The 22,343-nt window shown below is 47.8% G+C and carries 6 protein-coding genes; 2 read left to right on the forward strand and 4 right to left on the reverse strand.

Annotation, left to right across the window (positions count from 1 at the left end):
* Positions 1-57 precede the first annotated feature (57 nt).
* The 4 genes from R7044_RS18330 to R7044_RS18345 all read right to left on the reverse strand — a co-directional run bounded on the left by R7044_RS18330 (position 58) and on the right by R7044_RS18345 (position 20,432).
* A complete protein-coding gene (locus R7044_RS18330; RefSeq protein ID WP_005388254.1) occupies positions 58-537 on the reverse strand; it encodes a Dps family protein in 480 nt (159 codons plus the stop codon).
* Between the two features lie 300 nt (positions 538-837).
* Positions 838-2,838, reverse strand: a complete 2,001-nt coding sequence (locus R7044_RS18335) for a methyl-accepting chemotaxis protein (protein ID WP_225455738.1) — start codon at positions 2,836-2,838, stop codon at positions 838-840.
* 121 nt (positions 2,839-2,959) lie between these two features.
* Entirely contained in the window at positions 2,960-3,313 is a 354-nt protein-coding gene (locus R7044_RS18340) for a hypothetical protein (RefSeq protein WP_005375589.1), read from the reverse strand.
* Positions 3,314-3,761: 448 nt separating this feature from the next.
* Positions 3,762-20,432 carry a tandem-95 repeat protein gene (locus R7044_RS18345; protein WP_225455739.1) on the reverse strand — a complete coding sequence of 5,557 codons (16,671 nt, stop codon included), beginning with the start codon at positions 20,430-20,432 and terminating at the stop codon, positions 3,762-3,764.
* A gap of 182 nt (positions 20,433-20,614) precedes the next feature.
* On the opposite strand from R7044_RS18345, the gene R7044_RS18350 reads away from it, so the two are divergent.
* Both R7044_RS18350 and R7044_RS18355 read left to right on the forward strand, forming a co-directional pair.
* Positions 20,615-20,983 carry a hypothetical protein gene (locus R7044_RS18350; RefSeq protein ID WP_031777210.1) on the forward strand — a complete coding sequence of 123 codons (369 nt, stop codon included), beginning with the start codon at positions 20,615-20,617 and terminating at the stop codon, positions 20,981-20,983.
* A gap of 9 nt (positions 20,984-20,992) precedes the next feature.
* Complete coding sequence (locus tag R7044_RS18355; RefSeq protein WP_033906830.1) at positions 20,993-22,342, forward strand: HlyD family type I secretion periplasmic adaptor subunit; 1,350 nt, start codon at positions 20,993-20,995, stop codon at positions 22,340-22,342.
* The last annotated feature ends 1 nt before the right edge of the window (position 22,343 follow it).

The following is a 22,343-nucleotide window of genomic DNA, read 5'->3' on the forward strand; positions in this document are numbered from 1 at the left end:
ATGACTTATTCCCGATTGTTTCATCCGTTCCCAAGGATTGCTTGGGTGATGCGCTGCTTAGCCTTGTAGGTAAGCGTTAAGCATCCACATTAATTTTTCTTGCTCACGGATGTAGTCACCCATCAATGCAGCTGTACCTTCGTCATCTGCTTCACCCGCGTTTTGTAGAATCTCACGCTGTTTTAGAAGTAGAACGCTAAAGCCTTGAACCAGACCTTGTACACACTCCTCACCAGAAGTCGCGTTTTGATGTTCTTTAATTTCACTTGCTTCCAAGTAGTTGCTGAATGCGTGCGCTGGTGTATGACCCAAAGTTAGAATACGCTCTGCAAGCTCATCGATTTTTGTTTGTAGATCCGTGTAGATCTCTTCAAATTTTACGTGCAGTTCGAAGAATTGCGCACCTTTAATGTTCCAGTGGTAACCGCGAGAGTTCATGTACAACACTTGGTAATGCGCTAGCAGTTGATTTAACTGTTGAGCTAGTTGTGCTGATTGTTCGCTGTCTAGACCAATTAGGCTTACTTGTTTGTTCATAATCTTGCTCCTAGAAGGATGATACCAATCGTAGTAACGAACGATTCTCTTACCGGGATTGGTATAAAGTTTAAAAATTCTTTTGCAGTATTTGCTGCCGATGGAGTCATATTACGACTCCGGCTCGGTGAAGAGAATTTGGTTTTAACTATGATTTAAATAGCCAAATCCAATGAGCAAGCAGACGAATATCGGCGTATCATCCAACAAAAAGCCCCAACCCTTTTTGTGTCAAAAGAATTGGGGCTTTTTTACTATTTGGTTAACGTTCAAAAGTAGATGAACAGACCTAAACCTTATCTACGCCGTTTTGAAAGTTGCCATCTGTTGATTCAGTTCGGTAACTTGCTCTTTTACTTGCAATGATGTCTCTGATGCGCGTTGGCTGTTATTCGAAACCTCATCCACTGATTGAGTAATACCGGACATCAATCCAGTGATCGAATTGGTCGCATGAGATTGCTGCTCTGCCGCTGCCGCAAGCTCTGCCATTTGTTCATTCAAGGAACCTATTTGCTCGGTCGTGACGAGCAAACGAGTTACCGCTTTTTCAATGTGCTCAGCGCCCTGCTCCGCAAGTGATTGACTGTGTTCAATCTCCTCTACCACCGAATTGGTCGAGCGTTGAATCGCATTGATGATACCGTTGATTTCTGTCGTCGATTGAGTAGTGCGAGTCGCTAACATACGTACTTCATCCGCCACAACCGCAAAGCCTCGTCCTTGGTCACCCGCACGCGCTGCTTCTATCGCGGCATTCAATGCCAGTAAGTTAGTTTGTTCTGCTAAGCCTTCAATCACCTCTGTAACTCGGCCAATGGCTTCGCTCTCTTTGCTTAACTGCGTCACCTGCGTACTCGCGGTTTCAATGCTGCCGTGCAAACTTTCCATAGTGACTTTGTTTTGCTCTAAAGCATCACGACCTTGTTCAATTTCGCCTTTTGAATCAGAAAGCTTCTGCACTGATTGGTTGGCTTGATCTAGGGTGTTACGCGCGGCTAAAGCGATTTCATCCAATTGGCTTCCCATTTCAACAATGCTGGTCTGTTGCTGTTCTACATTCGATGAAGTGACTTGCGCCGATTCCAACAAAGCCCCCATACTGGTATCCACTTGGTGCGCTTTCTCACTCACCCCTGCCACGATGCTCGCTAACGATTGGTTCATGCGGTTAATCGAATCGGTAAGGTCTGCCAATTCATCTTTCCCAACAACAGTTAACGGAGGCTGAGAAACGTCCCCTGAAGCGATCGTCTTTGCACGCTCCGATAAGTTTTTCACTCGGCGACCAATGGTGTTGCCCATGTATTTTGAAATCGCTACTGCGGCAAACAAAACTAATGCTGCTGCAATCAACATAGTGGTCAGTACGTTCTTGATCGACTGATTAATACCCTGTCCACTTTGATCAGCACGACTTTGCTGAGTCAATACAATCGTTTCTAAACTTTGGTCTAGTGCATCCGCTGCTGGCAACAGTTCATTCGCCATTAACAAGTTTGATTCGTTCCATTCTGGCGATTGACGCAATGCAATCACCTGCTCTGCTAAAGGAAAGTACAGTTGCTGCATTTCTTTAAACAGTGACCACAGTGATTGGTCGTTATCGGTAAGTCTGTCGAGTTTGCTGTCGATTTCCGCCACGGACTGATTGTGGTACTTAATCAAGTCGTGGTATTTGTCCAAATGCTCTTGCTGCCCGTACAACAGGAAATCTCGCAAAGCAGACAGTGCATTGGCAAGGGAGGTATAACTGTCGGCGTAGACTTTAAACAAACGCTTTCTGTCTCCACCAAATGGATTTCCCGACTCTTCATTGATTAAGCTTTGAAGCTGGTCAAGTGCCACTTCTGCAATGGGTGCCGCTTCGTTAATAAAGAGGTTATGCGCGGGTAAGTTCTCATCACTGTGGCTAAGTTCAATCAACTTGTTTAGAGAAACTTTTACCGCATCCCACTGGGTTTGAATCGCTTGAAAATCCTGTTCAGAGATCAAAGCCTGCAAAGTCGGAAGCGACTCGTCTGTAGATGCCATGATATTGCGAACGTCCTCACTCAGACGTGCGCTCGCCTCTTCATCGCCACCTAGCAACATGTAGGCTCGAATAGAAGACAGCGACGCTTGAACGGACTGTTGGATACCGCGACTGGTGTCGACGGTCGGTAAATCGGATTTAAGTAACGAAGAGGCGTATTGCTCTACGGTGGTGACGTTGCGATACGTGAATACCGCTGATGCCATAAAAAGTACGGCTAGCAGCACAAAACTGAGCTGCAACTTCCCTGATATCGTAAGGTTCATCCATAAACTCCTGACAACGATGAGCCTTAAATATAACGATGTTTACAAAAATGTTAAATACAAGTATCAAAAGTTACTAAGAAAACCATGTAAACCACTATTTTAAGCCGATAAATGGGACTTATTCGAAGTATGGTATGCGCTCACTACGTAAAATCAGATAATTAACGTAAGTGGTTTCTAAGCAGTCTTGCTCCCACAACGAGAGAATCCGCTTGGTGGCGAAGTAGTAATCTTTATTACGCAGTAGCACGCCCACCGTGCGGCTGAGCTGCTCAAAGCGCTGTTGCTCATTAGCAGAGATGTAATTGTCTTCATTCTGAATGATGGGCGCCAATCCATCGGCAAACCAATTGTTCAGAATTTCACGCATCTCAAGCTCTGACTCCGGCACATCGATACTCGACAACTCTCGATGCTGTGGTGGTGGCACTATGTACTTCGATGCTTTTGGCGAACTGACATAACGGTACATGTCGCTCCTCCTTGTAAATGACTCTTATACCCAAGTGACTTCAAGATGCAGGATTCAGAGCGTTGTCATTGATTCGGGGTCAAGGAAAACAACGCAGCGTAATAGTCAGCTCTTTCCAAGTTGTTTGACACAGCCATTGATTCAATAAAGAAGCGAGTCAATGACACGCTCCCGAAGGGCGAGCTGTCTTGGTTTGTATACTTTGTTGTCGATTCTTGATTTAGACCCACTAGACCTTTAAATCGCCGCCGCGTCTACAAACCAAGCCATTCTCGCTGAACCTAACATCTCGAGGTTACTTGGGTATAAACTAGCTAAGAATACTTTTTTCAATTTCCAAGTTTTTTTCTACAGCTCATAGAAAGAAGCCCAACAAAAAAGCCATGCAAAGTAGGCTCTGCATGGCTTTGGTTCGGGCAGCAATGACACTGCCCTTGTCTAGGACTGGTTACATTGAGCTTTGATCGAAATCGTTGCCTTGGTCAGTACCCGTTTGAGTATCCGAGTCGAAGCTGCCAGAGTCATCCGTGAAGTCGACACCTTGCTCTTGACCTCCCGCACTTGTCCAGTCGCTGCCGCCAGATTCCATACCCGCCATGTCTGGTTGCTGATCTTGAGCAGAACCTTGCATGGTGTATTGATCATCGACTTCAACTTCAACTTTGCCACTCGCACCTTCTACTGCGCTGCCCAATTCATCGTAACCTTGGAATTGGATTTCGCTCGTACCTTCGTAACCTTCTGGTAGGTCAGCCGATACTGGTTGGTTCAGGTTGCCACTTAATGTGAAGCTGCCATCGCCATTATCCAGTGCGTTGCTTACTGATGCACCATCAGGTAGACCGGACATTTCTGCATAATCCACCGATTCGTTACCACTGACCTCATCTGGAACCGAGATAGAAATGGTATCGCCTGGTGCTGCAGTCACATCAGCTGTGCTCTCGTCTTCACTGTCTGCACCGTTTGCTGCTTGTTCTTCAGGCTGTTGCGCTTCGCCAACTTGCTGCTCTGCTGATGCTTGAGCAGTTTGGATTTGTGGCTCGTCGCTTTGCGCTGAATCGTCCGCAACTTGGATGCTCAGATTCTGAGTCGATACTTCACCATTGTCGTTGACCTGAACATCCATAGCCAAATTGCCATCGAAGTCATCGTTCGGCCAGTATGTCCACTCTTCATCACCTGATTTCGCAAAGAAACCAGCATCGTTTGCATCGGCGACATCCAACACTTCTGCAGAAGGGCTAATGCCAAGCTCATCAATCAACTGCGCTTCTGTTAGGGTTAGTGAACCATCATCAGCCAGTGCGTAGCCTTCATTGGTTGTGGTTTCACCTTCACCTTGGATGTCGACATTAAAGAAGCTCTCAATGCGGTTTTCACCGTCAGTTGCAATGAAGCCAACTTGAACATCTCCGGTGTAGCCTTCTGCTGGTGTGAATTGGTAGTTACCTTGGTTATCGGTCTCTATCACACCTTGACCTTCCATTAGGCTCACTGACTCAATGCTCAAGCTGTCGCCTTCTGCATCGCTCAAGGTCGATAGCATGTCATCATTGGTGAACGACAAGGTGCCATCCGCTGCCATTTCTGTGGTAGAAATGCTGTCGATTTCTGGAGAAGCATTCTCTTGTGGTGCGTCTTCTTTCACGACCACACCTGTTTGCTCATCATGAAGCACACCGTCTTTATCAATCACATAAGCGATATCCGCTTCACCAGTAAAGCCTGGTGCTGGATTGAATGTCCATGTGCCATCACCGTTATCGACAATCTCACCTTGGCTGCGATCAGCTAGGTGAACGAATTTCACTTCATCACCCGCATCAGCGTCTACGTTTTCTGCCAATCCGATTAGGTCATCAGCGGTTAGGATAACGGGTTCACCCGCTAGGGTTTCGAAGTCACCTGAATCGATGCCATCTTCGAACTCTTCTGGCTCGTCACCGTAATCCACCGTTGTTGCGGTCACGGTTACGAAGAACTCGCCATTAAAGTCAGCCGGAGGCGTCATTTGCAGGTCTGAGATATCCCACTCGTTCAAGTCGATGTATTGACCCGGTTCCGTGATGGTAATGGTGTTCACACCATCCGTAACTTCGAAGCCAACAGGGAAACCAGTCATCACTAGGTTACTTAGCGTTTCTGAATCGTCGATTAGACCGACATTCAAGCCTAGGTGACCTGTTTCGTCCTCACCGAAGACTAACGGACCATCATGGTCGGTTGTGATGACCGCGCCATCCGCAACAGGGCGAACAAACACTGGTACATCAAGAACCGTCTCAAACTCACCGTCACTTACCACAACTTGCAAGTCAGAAACCCCTGCAAAATCGCCAGTCGGTGTGAATGTCCAAGTACCGTCACCGTTGTCTGTTACCTCACCACCATCTTCACCTTCTGCGGTGATAATGCGTGATACGACTAGGTTTTCAGTATCGATATCGCCGAACAAGTTCATCAAGTCGCCAGCGTCGAAGGTGAATGCGCCATCCTCGTCGGTTGCCATAAAGGCATTACCCACATTAAATGGAGCATCGTTGACTGGAATAACATCCACATTCAACGAGCCTTCAACCACTTCTTCACCATCCGTCGCGGTGTAGCCCAGTTCCACCAAACCATTGAAGTCTTGAGTGGTCACCAAGTGGTACATACCATCTGGCTGCTGGGTTAATGTCGCGTTTGCAGGAGCACGAACCGTGATGCTTTCTACGCTGATTTCATCACCATCAAGATCCGTAACTTGATCAGCGATGTAAGCTGGGTCAATCACCATGACCACATCTTCTTCGCCTTGCATCTGGATGGTTGGCGCTTCTGGTGCATCGTTAACCGCTTCGACGTTTAGATTGCCTTCAACCGGCGTAACTAAATCACCATCGCTGACGCCGAACGACATTGGCACATCACCATTGAAGTTCTCAGCCGGAGTGAATGACCAAGTACCATCACCGTTGTCTAGCAAGTCACCGTATTGCTCATCAATCACTAAGTCGACAGCAGACAGTTCGTCGTAGGTGTTATCGATGTCTGTCGCGTTAACAAGCAACATGTCCTGCGTGATAAGAATGGTGGTATCTTCGGTGCCAGCAATATTCACTGGCGTTGATTGCGGCGCATCGTTAATTGGGTTCACCGTTAGGTCGACGCCCACTTCCACGCTCGCACCATCGTTATCAATCAAGTCGAAGCTTAGGTCGATATCGCCATTGAAGTTCGCATCAGGCGTAATCGTAAAGCTACCATCTTGGTTCTCAACAACGGTTGCATTGGCTACCGCGGTTAAGTTCACTGCTTCTAGATTATCGCTGTCTACGTCACCCGCTTGAGCCAGTAACTGCTCTTGACTCAATGTGATTGAACCGTCTTCATCGACGCTGTAAGCCAAGTCGCCAGATACCGGAGCATCGTTGACTGGCAATACATCAATGTTCGCGTTGGTTATCGCAGTTGCACCGTCTTCATCAGCGACGACTACGTCTAGGCTTACGCCACCGTTGAAGTTTTCATTTGGTGCGAAGCTGTAAGTGCCATCGTCATTCGCCGTTAGAATGCCGTCGTTACCACTGTAAGAGACGCTTTCTAGGCTCACGTCGCCTTCCACATCGCTTGATTGCGCTAGCAGTTGCTCTTCCGTGAAGATAATGACTTCGTCTTCATTGACAGAGTAACTTGTCGCACCTGCGATTGGTGGATCGTTCACCTCAAGAACGGTAATACCCGCAGTGGTTGAGTCTGTCGCACCCTCTTCATCGACAACTACAACGTCTAGGCTGACCTCGCCATTGAAGTTCTCGTTTGGAGAGAAGGTGTACGTACCATCACCATTGTCTTGGAACACGCCATCTGCGCCGCTGTAGCTGACACTATCAATCGCGACTTCGCCTTCGACGTCAGATGAGTTAGCCAATAACTGCTCGTTACTGATGGTGATCGAATTGTCTTCATGCACCGTGTAAGACGTGCTGCCTGCAACCGGTGGATCGTTCTCTGGCGTCACGCTTACGTCGATATTTGCGGTCACGGTATCCGTGCCATCAGAAACATCGAAGGTAAAGTTCACATCACCATTGAAGTTCTCGTTTGGAGCAAAGCTGTAGGTACCATCACCGTTATCGGTTAGGACACCATCGGCACCAGTGTAATTGACACCTTCTACCGATAGGTCATCACCATCAATATCCGTTGCGCCATCAAGCAGATCTTGGTCAGTGAAGGTCAACACACCATCTTCACCAATAGTGAACGCTTGATCTTCTGGCTGCGGCAAGTCATTAACTGGGTTAACCGTTAGGTCCGCCTTTGCAACGATAGTATCGCTGCCATCGTTGATATCGAACGTGATATCAATGTCGCCATTAAAGTTCGCGTCAGGCGTAATGGTAAAGCTACCATCGTCATTAGCCGTAACCGTCGCATCACCGTCAACCACTAGGTTAGAAGCGGTTAGTGCATCACCTTCTACATCCGTTGCTTGTGCCAACAATTGTTCTTGGCTTAGCGTGATTGAGTTGTCTTCGTCGACACTGTAAGCCAAGTCACCCGATACTGGAGCATCATTGATTGGCAGAACATCAATGTTTGCCGTCGTCGAAGCGGTCGCACCATCTTCGTCCACGACTACAACATCAAGGTTCACTTCACCATTGAAGTTTTGGTTTGGTGCAAAGCTGAACGTACCATCACCATTGTCGGTAAAGATACCTTCGCTGCCACTGTAGCTCACGCTATCTAGTGCTACCTCACCTTCAATATCGGAAGAGTTTGCCAACAACTGTTCTGCACTGATGGTGATGACTTCATCTTCATCAATGGTGTAACTGGTTGTGCCTGCGATTGGCGGATCGTTCACCTCAAGTACCGTGATACCTGCGGTAGTTGAATCCGTCGCGCCATCTTCGTCGATTACAACAACATCTAGGCTCACTTCGCCATTGAAGTTCTCGTTTGGCGAGAAGGTGTACGTGCCATCACCGTTGATTTCCAGCACACCATCGTTACCGCTATAGCTCACGCTATCAATCGATACATCACCTTCAATATCCGATGAGTTCGCTAGTAGCTGTTCATCACTGATGGTGATCGAGTTATCTTCATGCACTGTGTAAGACGTGCTGCCTGCCACTGGTGGATCATTCTCTGGCGTCACACTCACATCGATATTCGCGGTCACGGTGTCCGTGCCATCGGAAACATCGAAGGTAAAGTTTACGTCGCCATTGAAGTTTTCGTTCGGTGCGAAGCTGTATGTGCCATCGCCATTGTCAGTAAGAACACCGTCCGCGCCAGTGTATGTGACACCTTCTACCGATAGGTCATCGCCATCGATATCGGTTGCACCATCCAACAGGTCTTGATCAGTAAAGGTCAACACGCCATCTTCACCAATGGTGAACGCTTGATCTTCTGGCTGTGGTAGGTCGTTAACTGGATTAACCGTTAGATCTGCCGTCGCGACCAAGGTGTCAGAACCATCACTGATATCAAACGTGATATCAATGTCGCCATTGAAGTTCGCGTCGGGCGTAATGGTAAAGCTACCATCGTCATTAGCCGTAACCGTCGCATCACCGTCAACCACTAGGTTGGAAGCGGTTAGTGCATCACCTTCTACATCCGTTGCTTGAGCGAGAAGCTGCTCTTGGCTTAGCGTGATTGAGTTGTCTTCGTCGACACTGTAAGCCAAGTCACCCGATACTGGGGCATCATTGATTGGCAGAACATCAATGTTTGCCGTCGTCGAAGCGGTCGCACCATCTTCGTCCACGACTACAACATCAAGGTTCACTTCACCATTGAAGTTTTGGTTTGGTGCAAAGCTGAACGTACCATCACCATTGTCGGTAAAGATACCTTCGCTGCCACTGTAGCTCACGCTATCTAGTGCTACCTCACCTTCAATATCGGAAGAGTTTGCCAACAACTGTTCTGCACTGATGGTGATGACTTCATCTTCATCAATGGTGTAACTGGTTGTACCTGCGATTGGTGGATCGTTCACCTCAAGAACGATAATACCCGCTGTTGTTGTATCAACCGCGCCGTCCTCGTCAACCACGACAACATCTAGGCTAACATCGCCTGTAAAGTTTTCGTTTGGTGAGAAGGTGTAAGTACCATCGCCATTAATTTCTAGCACACCGTCGTTACCGCTGTAGCTAACGCTATCAACCGCGACATCTCCTTCGACGTCTGATGAATTCGCCAGTAACTGCTCGTCACTAATGGTGATCGAGTTGTCTTCATGCACTGTGTAAGACGTGCTGCCTGCCACCGGTGGATCGTTCTCTGGCGTAACACTCACATCGATATTCGCGGTCACGGTATCCGTGCCATCAGAAACATCGAAGGTGAAGTTCACGTCGCCATTGAAGTTTTCGTTTGGAGCGAAGCTGTATGTGCCGTCACCGTTGTCGGTTAGGACACCGTCCGCGCCAGTGTAAGTGACGCCCTCTACCGATAGGTCATCGCCATCGATGTCCGTTGCACCATCAAGCAGGTCTTGATCAGTGAAGGTCAACACGCCATCTTCACCAATGGTGAACGCTTGATCTTCTGGCTGCGGCAAATCATTAACTGGGTTAACGGTTAGGTCCGCCGTTGCAACAATAGTGTCGCTGCCGTCGTTGATATCGAACGTGATATCAATGTCGCCATTAAAGTTCGCATCTGGCGTGATAGTGAAGCTACCATCGTCGTTTGCCGTAACTGTTGCATCACCGTCAACCACTAGGTTAGACGCACTCAGCGCATCACCTTCTACATCCGATGCTTGAGCAAGAAGCTGCTCTTGGCTCAGTGTGATTGAGTTGTCTTCGTCGACGCTGTACGCCAAGTTACCCGAAACTGGTGCATCATTGATTGGCAATACATCAACAGTGATGTAAGTATCGACCTCTGCGCCATCTTCATCGCGAATGGTCACATCCAACTGTACTTGACCGTTGAAGTTTTCATTCGGTGCAAAGCTACAAGTACCATCACCGTTTACTGAGAAGATGCCATCTGGACCGTCGTAGCTGATGCCTACTAGCTCAACATCACCTTCAACATCCGAAGCATTCAGTAGCACTTGCGACTCACTAAAGGTCAGAACTTGGTCTTCATCGATAGTGTATGCAGTAGGACCTGCGATTGGTGGGTCATTTACCTCAATCACAGTAATGCCAGCAGTAGTAGAGTCCGTTGCACCCTCTTCATCGACTACGACAACATCTAGGCTCACCTCGCCACTGAAGTTCTCGTTTGGTGAGAAGGTGTAAGTACCATCACCGTTGATTTCCAGCACACCATCGTTACCGCTGTAGCTCACACTATCAATCAATACATCGCCTTCAATATCCGATGAGTTCGCTAATAACTGCTCGTCACTGATGGTAATCGAATTGTCTTCATGAACGGTGTAAGCCGTACTGCCAGCCACCGGTGGATCGTTCTCTGGCGTCACTGTTACATCGATATTTGCCGTCACGGTATCCGTGCCATCGGAAACATCGAAAGTGAAGTTCACGTCGCCATTGAAGTTCTCGTTTGGTGCGAAGCTGTATGTGCCATCGCCATTGTCAGTAAGAACACCGTCTGCGCCTGTGTAAGTGATGCCCTCAACAGATAAGTCATCCCCTTCAATATCGGTAGCGCCTGTTAGCAGATCCACATCAGTAAAGGTCAGCACACCATCTTCACCAACAGTGAACGCTTGATCTTGTGGTTCAGGCGCATCATTAACTGGTGACACCAATAACTCAAGGTTGGTAGAGACAACATCATCGCCGTCCGACACATCGAACGTAAAGGTGATATCACCATTAAAGTCCGCATCTGGCGTTAAGGTGTAAGTACCGTCGCCATTGTCTGTGATGGTGATGTTTTCATCATCCGTTGCCAAGTTCAGTGCTGTCAGTTGGTCTCCATCCAAGTCACGCGCATTAGCAAGCAAATCTTCTTGCGTAATTAGGATTGAGCCATCTTCTTCAACCATCGCTGAAACAGGCAATGCTTCAGGTGCATGTTCAATGTGAGCACCTGTTGCATTGACGTAGATGGTTTGAGAAACGGTTTCAGAATCATTATTTGATAGCTCTGTTGCCGTTGCCGTTACATTGATTTCTAGCTGTTGGTTAAAGTCTTCTGGCAATTGAATCTGTAGCTCTTGTTCAATTGCCGTGGTTGGAAGCGTTACAGAACCATCTGGTCCTACTGTTACTTCACCGCTGTAGATCTGGCTGTTCACTTCACCGACATCAATGGTGAAGTTGAAGTCGGTGTAATCGGCATCGCCGCCACCGTAAAGATCTTCAAAGCCGTAAACCAGTTCACCGTCTTCGTTCACGGTAGTTCGGGTATGTTCAATACCATCTTGGTTGAGCTCTGAGCTTGAACCACCATGGAAAACTGCATCACCGAATTGGCTTTGAATCACGGTTTCAGAACCATCAGCGCCAACAAACACAAGTTGTGGGTCAACTGTATCCATGTTCGCAGGAGAGCCATCTGCTGCACGGAACTCGTACTGACCATCTTGCATGGATGCAAAGTCATTGAAGTTATGACCGTTAGGAATCAAGAATAAGTTGAAGCTTTCCCCTTCCGAGATTTGGAAGCTGAACTGATCTTGTCCCGGAATGAGGTCACCGCCTCCGCCAACTTGAGAGGCATTTTCGTACACCACCTCAACGCCAGTGATGTTGCCATCTTCATCGACTTTGTAGTAACCCGCTGTATTTTGGTAACCCGCGGTTTCACCTTCAAACGTAACCGTGATTTCAGTATCGTTGAAACTGGTGATACCGTTGTCTTGATCGTTAAGTACCCCTTCGTTGTCGTAGCTGATCACCGAACCTTCTGGAACACCATCCACGGTCACCGTCAGTGTTTCTGACAAGTCTTGGTCAACCAATGCTGCGGCGATGTTCACTTCAACAATACCGCCTGGCTCAACCAAGATCGCTTGATCATCCACGTTTCGACCATCGCCATCAGTGATGACTAGGTCTGGCGCATCTGCCACGGCTTCGATATGGACATTAATGTCTTGCTCAACTTCATCAGTGCCGTCAGAAACCGTAAAGCTGAACTGCAAGTCACCACTGAAGTGCTCTTCTGGTACGAAGCTAAATGTACCGTCACCGTTGTCCGTTACAGTACCTTCATCACCCGAGTAATTAATGCTGGTAACAGTGAGGTCATCACCATCAATATCAATCGCACCGCTTAGAAGATCTTCTTGCGTGAACAGGATGCTGCCATCCTCTTCAATGTGGTACATGCCAGGCGCAACAATTGGAATGTCATTGACTGGGTTCACCGTCAATGTCATTTCATTGGCAACACTCAATTCACCGTCGCTCACTTCATAAGTAAACTCGATGTCTCCATTGAAATGCTGTGAAGGCGTAACGGTAAAGGTGCCGTCGCCGTTATCCTCGATAGAGGCATTAGGATCATTGGTTTCTAGTGCCGTTGCGTATAGGTCATCACCATCTTGATCGCTGGCGTTTTCAAGCAGCATTTCTTGTGTCACGAGGATAGAGCCATCCTCGTCCACGTCTGCCACGATTGGCGCTGCTTCTGGTGCATCGTTGACGAACTCAACTTTCAAGTCGATGTTTGCCGCCACCACATCGGTGCCATCGCTCACATCAAACGTAAGGTCAACATTACCAAAGAAGCCCTGATCTGGCGTTAACGTGTAAGTGCCATCGCCATTGTCTGTCACTTGAACCGTGTCGCTTAAACTCGTCACGTTCACAACAGATAAATCATCGCCTTCGATGTCCGTCGCTTGAGCCAGCAGCTCTGCTTCAGTAATCGTGATCGCTTCGCCGTCTTCTGTGGTGAAGGACAAATCAGGCACATCTGGCAGGTCGTTCACTGGATTAACGGTGAGGTTTAGATCCGCGGCGACGGTTTCGATCGCGTCAGTTACGTCATAAGTAAATTCGATTTCACCAAAGAAGTTTTCGCTCGGTGTAATCGTAAAGCTACCATCAGCGTTCTCAACAATGGTCGCATTCGGATCGTTTGTCGACAGGTTCACCGCTTCAAGGTTGTCACCATCCACGTCGGTCGCGTTCGCTAATAAGTCTTCTTGAGTGATGGTAATTGAGCCATCTTCATCGACGACCGCATCAACTGGACCGCTAACCTCTGGACCTTCGTTGACGATCTCAACATCGATCTTCGCAGTGCTTGGGGCACTTGCTTGACCGTCGCTGATGTCGAAGGTCAGGTTCACTTCACCGTAGAAGTTCGAAGTTGGTTCGAAAGTAAAGGTGTTGTCGCCGTTATCTGTCAACGTACCTTGTGACTGGTCAACAAGCAGTAGATTCTCGATATGCAGAATGTCGCCATCCACATCGGTCGCACCTGATAACAGGTCTTTTGCTTCGATGATGATGGTGCCGTTTTCTAGCATTTGAGTATGCAGCGGTGCACCAGGAACTGGCACATCGTTGACCGGAATAACGGTCAGATCTAGATGAGTATCGACTTCATCGGTGCCATCGAAGACTTTGTAGTCGATGTCGACTTCACCATTGAAGTTTTCATTCGGCATAAAGGTGTAAGTGCCGTCGCCATTGTCGACAAGCTCACCGTTATCACCGCTGTAAGAGATATCAGAGATAGACAGCGCATCGCCTTCCACGTCACTTGCATTCGCAAGCAGGTCGTCCGCGCTAAACGTAATGCCCACATCCTCATCAGTCGACAATACAATCGGACCAGAAACGATTGGCGCATCGTTTACTGCTTCGAAGTTGATGTTGATGATGTTGTCGTCAGTGAGTTCACCATCTGTAACTTGGTAACCAAGCTCAATCTCACCGTAGAAGTTCTCATCTGGTGTGACTGTCCATGTACCATCGCCGTTGTCAGTTAACGTAGCGTGCTCCGCGTTATCCCCCACCAGCTCTAGGTTTTGAATATCAAGGACGTCACTATCGATATCACTCGCTTGTGCGAGAAGCTGCTCTTCTGTGATTACCACAGAGGCAAACTGCGTAGAACCTTCGGTATCGATGGTCACATTTGGCAGATCAGCCGTCAGTTCGATTTCACTGTCACCTTCACGGATATTCAGTTCTACCGTTTCCGTGATTTCCGTGCCGTCCACGCCAATAGATGTGAACACCGCTTCATCATGACAAGTTTGCGAAACCGTCATGTTTTGAACCACGTATGTACCGTTACCTTGAATCGTACCTAGCTCAAAGTAAGACACCGGCTCGTTCACCGTTAGGGTGTAATCCGTCTCATAGCTACCACGATCTTCTTTGTGGTAAGTCATCGAGTCGATCAAGTCACCATCAGAGTTGAATGCGCGAATTTCGACTTCGGTAAAGTGGCGAGACTCCTCCATAAACCAGCCGCCTAGACCATCTAGGTGGAAGCTGATTTCGTTGATGTCTTGGCCTTCAACGGTCACAGTCAGTTTTTCATCACCGCTCAAGCCTTGGCGGTCAGTATCGCCAATACCGTGACCGATGTGTGTTTTACCATTCCACGCACCGAGTGGGTCATCATTACTTTGAACGGTAACTTTCAAATCACCATCAACAAACTCACGTGTGTAAGGGTCAACAGCAGTACCCCAATCATCAAGGCTCGCATTGTCATCAAAGGTACCAATTTGACTCGTATGCGTACCGTTTGCCAATGCATCATCGTTTGGAATGAAGCGCACTTCCGTGTCTGCAGGCACCTCCTGCCCGACTTCTAGCTGTACCCATTCGTCATTTAGATTTGCTTCAATGATGCCGTTTTCAGGGGCTTGGTCGAGACGTAACGCAGGCTCTTCACGCAGAGAAACACCCACTGTTTGGTCTTCTTCTGCTTGAATAAAGATCTCGTCGCCCGCTTCTGGCGCATCGTTGACAGGATTAACGGTCAGATCCAACGTGGTCAGAACATCATTTTCGCCATCGCTGATGTTGTAAGTGAAGTCCAACTCACCGTTAAAGTTTTCGGTGTGCGTAATGGTGAAAGAACCATCATCGTTGGCTACGATCGTCGCATCTGGGTCATTGGTTTGTAGATTGCTGGCAACAAGGTCATCACCTTCAATGTCAGTCGCATTCGCAAGCAACTGTTCTTGCGTGATGGTAATGGCGTTATCTTCATCTACCTCAGCTTGAATACCTGACGTCTCTGGTGCGTCGTTCACCGCGATAACATCGATGCCTGCGGTTGTTGTATCCGTTGCACCATCTTGGTCGATGACCGTAACGTCGAGCGAAATGTTACCGTCAAAGTTCTCATTTGGTGTGAAGGTATATGTGCCGTCGCCATTGTCTACGAAGCTACCGTCGTTACCAGAGTAGCTAACATTCGCCAAGGCTACGTCGCCTTCCACATCAGAAGAGTTGGCTAACAACTGCTCGTCACTGATGGTGATTTGACCGTCTTCTTGAACCGTGTAAGACGTAGAACCTGCAACCGGCGGATCGTTCACTGGTGTCACGCTGACATCAATGAATGCTGGTGTTGAACCTGTGCCGTCAGACACATCGAATGTGAACTGAACATCACCGTTGAAGTTCTCATTCGGCGCGAAGCTGTAAGTGCCATCGCCATTGTCGGTAAGAACACCATCTGCACCTGTGTAGAGAACGTTTTCGATAGACAGATCATCGCCATCAATATCCGATGCGCCTTCCAATAGGTCTGTATCCGTGAACAGCAAGGTGCCATCTTCTTCTACCGTGAACTGTTGATCTTGCGCTTGTGGCAAGTCATTCACAGGATTAACCGTAATATCCAGACCAACTTGTACCGAGCCGCCATCGTTATCAATGATATCGAAGGTCAGATCTAGGTCACCGTTGTAGTTTTCATCCGGTGTGATGGTGTAACTGCCATCATCGTTGTATTGAATCGTCGCGTTGTCATCTGTCGATAGATTGATGGCTTCAAGGTTCTCGCTATCAATATCGCCCGCTTTGGCAAGCAACTGCTCTTGACTTAACGTGATTGAGCTGTCTTCGTTGATAGTGTAAGCCAAATCACCCGATACTGGTGGATCGTTGATTGGTAAGACATCGACATTGATGTGCGTATCAACGGTTGCCCCATTCTCATCTTGAATGGTCACATCCAACTGAACTTGACCATTGAAGTTCTCGTTTGGCGCAAAGCTACAAGTACCATCGCCATTGACGGTAAAGATACCATCCGAGCCTTCATAGCTGATGCCAACAAGCTCTACATCGCCCTCGATATCAGATGCGTTGGCAAGAATTTGTGACTCACTGAATGTCAGTACTGAATCTTCATCAATCGTGTAAGACGTTGGACCGGCAACTGGAGGGTCATTCACTTCAATGACGGTAATGCCTGCGGTCGTTTCGTCAATCGCACCTTGCTCATCCGCCACAATCACATCAAGGCTGATATCACCGCTGAAGTTCTCGTTCGGCATGAAGGTATAAGTGCCGTCACCGTTGTCTTGGAATACGCCATCGGTGCCTGCATAGGTCACGCTATCGATGGACACTGCGCCTTCCACATCCGAAGAGTTAGCCAGAAGCTGCTCGTCGGAAATGGTAATCGCATTATCTTCATCAACCGTGTAAGACGTAGAACCCGCAACCGGAGGATCGTTCACTGGAGTGACGCTCACGTCCACATTGGCAGGTACGGTTTCAGTACCGTCAGAAACACCAAAGCTAAAGCTGACATCACCGTTGAAGTTTTCATTTGGTGCAAAGGTGTAAGTACCATCACCGTGGTCAGTCAGCACACCATCGCTGCCTGTGTAGCTAATGCCATCAACCGTTAAGTTATCGCCATCGATGTCGGTCGCCCCTGCAAGCAGGTCTGCGTCAGTAAATTGAAGCGTGCCGTCTTCTTCAACACTGAACTGCTGGTCTTGAGGAACAGGAAGATCGTTAACCGGATTGACCGTTAGATCCGCCGTTGCTTGGATAGTGTCTGTGCCATCCGTAATGTTGAATTGGATATCAATGTCACCATTAAAGTCCGCATCTGGCGTAATCGTGAAGCTGCCATCATCGTTCGCTGTAACGGTTGCGTTTCCATCGACAGTCAAATCGCTAGCAGTCAGGTCATCGCCCTCAATATCAGACGCTTGAGAAAGAAGCTGCTCTTGGCTGAGTGTAATCGCACCGTCTTCATCAACGCTATAAGCCAAATCACCCGATACTGGCGCATCATTGATTGGCAATACATTCACATTGATGACGGTATCAACTTCTGCTCCATCTTCATCTCGAATGGTCACATCAAGTTGAACTTGTCCGTTAAAGTTCTCGTTTGGCGCGAAGCTGCACGTGCCATCATCGTTAACAGTGAAAATACCATCCGGACCATCGTAACTAATGCCAACAAGCTCTACATCGCCTTCCACATCAGAGGCATTCAACAGCACTTGCGACTCACTAAAGGTCAGAACTGAATCTTCATCAATAGTGTAAGAAGTTGGTCCTGCGACTGGTGGATCGTTCACTTCCAGTACTGTAATGCCAGCAGTGGTGACATCCGTTGCGCCTTCTTCATCAGCGACGACAACATCAAGCGTCACTTCACCATTAAAGTTTTCATTTGGAGAGAAAGTGTACGTACCGTCTCCATTGATTTGCAACACACCATCGCTACCAGAGTAGCTCACGCTCTCAATCGAGACATCCCCTTCTAAATCCGAAGAATTTGCCAACAGTTGCGCGTCAGAAATGGTAATAGAGTTGTCTTCGTGAACTGTGTAAGACGTTGAGCCTGCCACCGGAGGATCATTCACCGGCGTAACGCTCACATCTACATTCGCTGAAACCGTATCTGTGCCATCAGATACGTCGAAGCTGAAGTTTACATCGCCATTGAAGTTCTCATTTGGCGCAAAGCTATACGTGCCATCGCCATTGTCAGTTAGAACGCCGTCGGTGCCTTCATAGCTGATTCCCGTTACAGAAAGGTCATCGCCTTCAATGTCGGTAGCACCTGCAAGCAGATCCGCTTCAGTAAATTGCAGCGTGCCGTCCTCTTCCACACTAAATTGTTGGTCTTGAGGAACAGGCAGATCGTTGATTGGATTAACGGTTAGGTCAGCGGTTGCTTGAACGGTATTCGTGCCATCTGAAATATCAAAGCTAATGTCGATATCACCGTTGAAATCTGCGTCCGGCGTGATGGTGAAGCTACCATCGTCATTTTGAGTCACCGTCGCGTTGCCATCTACCGAAAGGTTAGAAGCCGTCAGTGCATCGCCTTCCACATCAGAAGCTTGCGACAACAACTGCTCTTGGCTTAAACGAATCGAGCCATCTTCGTCCACCGAGTAAGCAAGATTGCCAGACACTGGCGCATCATCGACTGGTGTGACGCTTACATCAATGTTGGCAGAAACCGTATCTGTGCCATCGGATATATCAAAGCTGAAGTTCACATCACCATTGAAATTTTCATTTGGCGCAAAAGTGTAAGTCCCATTGCCGTTGTCGGTCAGGATGCCATCGCTACCGTCGTAGCTCACACCTTCAACTGTTAGGTTATCGCCTTCAATATCCGTTGCGCCAGTAAGCAGGTCTGCGTCCGTAAAGATCAGCGTGCCGTCTTCTTCCACGCTGAACTGCTGGTCTTGAGGAACCGGCAAATCGTTTATTGGGTTAACGGTTAGATCAGCGGTTGCTTGAACGGTGTTCGTGCCATCGGAAATATCGAAGCTGATGTCGATATCACCGTTGAAATCTGCGTCCGGCGTGATGGTGAAGCTACCATCGTCATTTTGAGTCACCGTCGCATTGCCATCTACCGAAAGGTTAGACGCCGTCAGTGCATCGCCTTCCACATCGGAAGCTTGCGACAACAACTGCTCTTGGCTCAAACGAATCGAGCCATCTTCATCCACCGAGTAAGCAAGATTGCCAGATACTGGTGCGTCATCGACTGGTGTGACGCTTACATCAATGTTGGCAGAAACCGTATCTGTACCGTCGGACACATCAAAGCTGAAGTTCACATCGCCATTGAAGTTTTCATTTGGCGCGAAAGTGTAAGTCCCATTACCGTTATCGGTCAGGATGCCGTCGCCACCATCGTAACTTACACCTTCAACTGTGAGGTTATCGCCTTCAATATCCGTTGCGCCAGCAAGCAGGTCAGCATCGGTGAAGATCAGCGTACCATCCTCTTCAATCTCAAAGGTTTTATCTTCAGGCACTGGTGCGTCATTGATTGGACGAACAGTTAAATCAATCGAACTAGAAATGGTTTCTTGACCATCACTGATATCAAACGTTAAGTCGAGTTCACCATTAAAATCAGCTTCAGGTGTGACGGTATAAGTGCCATCACCATTATCCACAACTGATGCATTAGCACCCACTTGCACGTTAAATGCGGCAAGATCATCGCCATCAACATCACTCGCGTACCCGAGAAGTTGTTCTTGAGTGAAGGTAATAGTGCCATCTTCATCCATGATGTATGCCAGATCTTGCCCTACTTCTGGCGCGTCATTTTCACCTTCGACTTTAATTTGGAACGTCTCGCTCGTAGTTTCGGAGTCGAAATCGTCTTCTACTTGCGTCGTGGTTTCTTCGCTGGTGTCTTGTACATCCACCGCGAAGCTCTCTTCAGTGGTTTCTGAATCTAGCTCGTCACCACCTTGAGAACCTTCAGAGTCTGAAGAAGCACTTGGCGCAGATGAAGTTTGTACCGCTTGTCCTTGCGCTTCATTGCCTTCTGCGTCCGAACCACCTTCAGAGCCAGAGGCATCACCACCACCGACCGCTTGGGCACCCGCCCCAGAATCCGAACCACCGCTGCCCAGAGCCTCGTCACCTGATTCTCCGCTAGAAGCTACACTATCAACAACATTGGATTGTGCAGCGTCAGAGTCGCTGCTACTTTCAGTATCCTCTTCTTGAACTGCGCCACCCGAGCTCACTGCTTCTTCTTCCGTACCCGCGCCACTAGGATTTTCTTCCATCGCACGATTGGCTTCATCAACAGCATCTGCACTTTCAGCACCGGTCGCTACAGTCGAAGAGACGGTCGACTGCTGTTTTTCTTCTTTTGTCCCCGTATCCTTCGTTTCTGTTTGCTCTACCGCATCGTTAAGCTTTTCATTGTCTTTTTCTTGATTAGTGTCGCCTGCCATTACAGCCTCCGTTGCTTTTAGCTAACTGATCGTACTTAGAGGCAGTAAAGGACACCATTTTTAGAAACCAACTTTTTTATACAACTTTTTTCATACCTTTCGAGTTCCATAAAAACAAAAAAATTTGAAAACCCAGTATAAAGATCCTTACTTGTTGTCATTAAAGCAATTAGTGCGGTGGGATAATGATAAATATGACAAATCTGTTGCGCTCAGTCGACAACAGCCATAAAGGGCTGCAATTGCTATTAGGCGATTTTTACCAAGATTTCAGTGACGCAGGGATTGATATTGAGATGCTGCATAAACAAAACCGTTTTGAAGCACTCAGATGTTATTCAAAAAGACTAAAGACCATTCTCGTCTTGTTATGTGATGACGACTTACCACCAAAATTGGCAAAGCTTGAACACTTAAACAAACACCATTTCCCTGCTCCTAATGAATTGATTGAGGACGTTAAAACCGAGCTTAACAACGTAAACAAACAAATTAGCCAGCTGTTAAAAATCGAAAATTCAATCGATAGCCGCACTGGTAGTGAATCGTAGGGGTGGCTCATGAGTAATAAGCAAATAGAACATCACCTCAAAAAGGCGCTCGTTTCGAACAACGAAGCTTCGAAGGTAACAGCAGACGATACAATCGTGCTAGCCAGTGCAATGACCAGCGTACACAAAACCTTGCTGGTTATCTTTTTGCTTTCCATGGTGGCTATCGCCGTGGCATCTCAGGCTCGTATCGACATTGTGGTGTCGGTGCGCGGTGAGCTATTGCTCGAATCTGACATCGAAAAAGTGCAACACCTTGAAGGCGGTATTCTAGAAGAAATGCTAGTGCGCAAAGGCGAAGTGGTTTATGAAGGTCAACCTATTGCACGCCTTCGCTCTCTGGATAGAAACACTCAACTTGATACGGTAAACACAGAGATCATTCAGCTTGAGCTAGACAAGATTCGTTACGAAAGCCTGCGCGATATGGTGGAACCCGATTTTTCTGCCTACATCGAAAAGTACCCAGAATTAGTGCAAGTCAACATGAATACCTGGCAGCAAGAATTTTCTAAAAACCGTTCCAATGAAGAGTTGATCACTCACGATATCCAACATAAGAATTCGCTTATTGATTCAATGCTCAAGCGCCGTAAAAGCTCCGAGAACCAGCTCTCCTTGATACGCAAGCAGCTCAATATCAAGAACACCTTGTACAAAGAGGAAATGGCGTCTTACGTCGATGTTCTGAATATGCAGGTTCAAGAGTCAAACATGGTGCGTGAGATTGAAAACCTTGATGAGTCGGTCATGAATGAGCGCTTCCAACTCGACAAACTAGAGAAGCAGTACCGAGACTTGGTGGAGAATCGTAATGCCGAGTATCAAGCGCAAATCATTCAAGCAAACAAGGACTTAAAGTTGAAACGTATATTACGTCCTCAACACTCAGATAAAGTGGATCGCCTCGTGGTTTACGCCCCTATTGACGGTGTAGTAGATAAAGTGCACTTCAACTTCCGCTCCGCTGTGATACCGCCAGGTGAAAGCATCGCGGACATTGCACCGATCAATAACGCCCTTCATGGAGAGGCGAAGATCCCGCGTAAAGACATGGGTTTTGTAGAAATCGGACAAGCGGTCAAAGTGAAGATGGACACCTACAACTTTGCCAAATACGGATTTTTGGAAGGTCGAATCGCGTCAATCAGCCGTTCGTCCTATGAAGAAGAGGACGCTGAATTCTACCTCGCTGAAATCCAAATCAGCCAAAACTATCTAGAGCGCGGAGGCACACAATACAAACTATCCCCTTACATGGAGTTTACCGCCGACGTGAAAACAGGGTCGCGTCGGGTTATCGAATACGCTGCGAAGCCGGTTATGTCGGCTATCGAAGACGCGTTCGATGAGAGGTAAT

Source organism: Vibrio sp. 1402 (genome assembly GCF_033340275.1).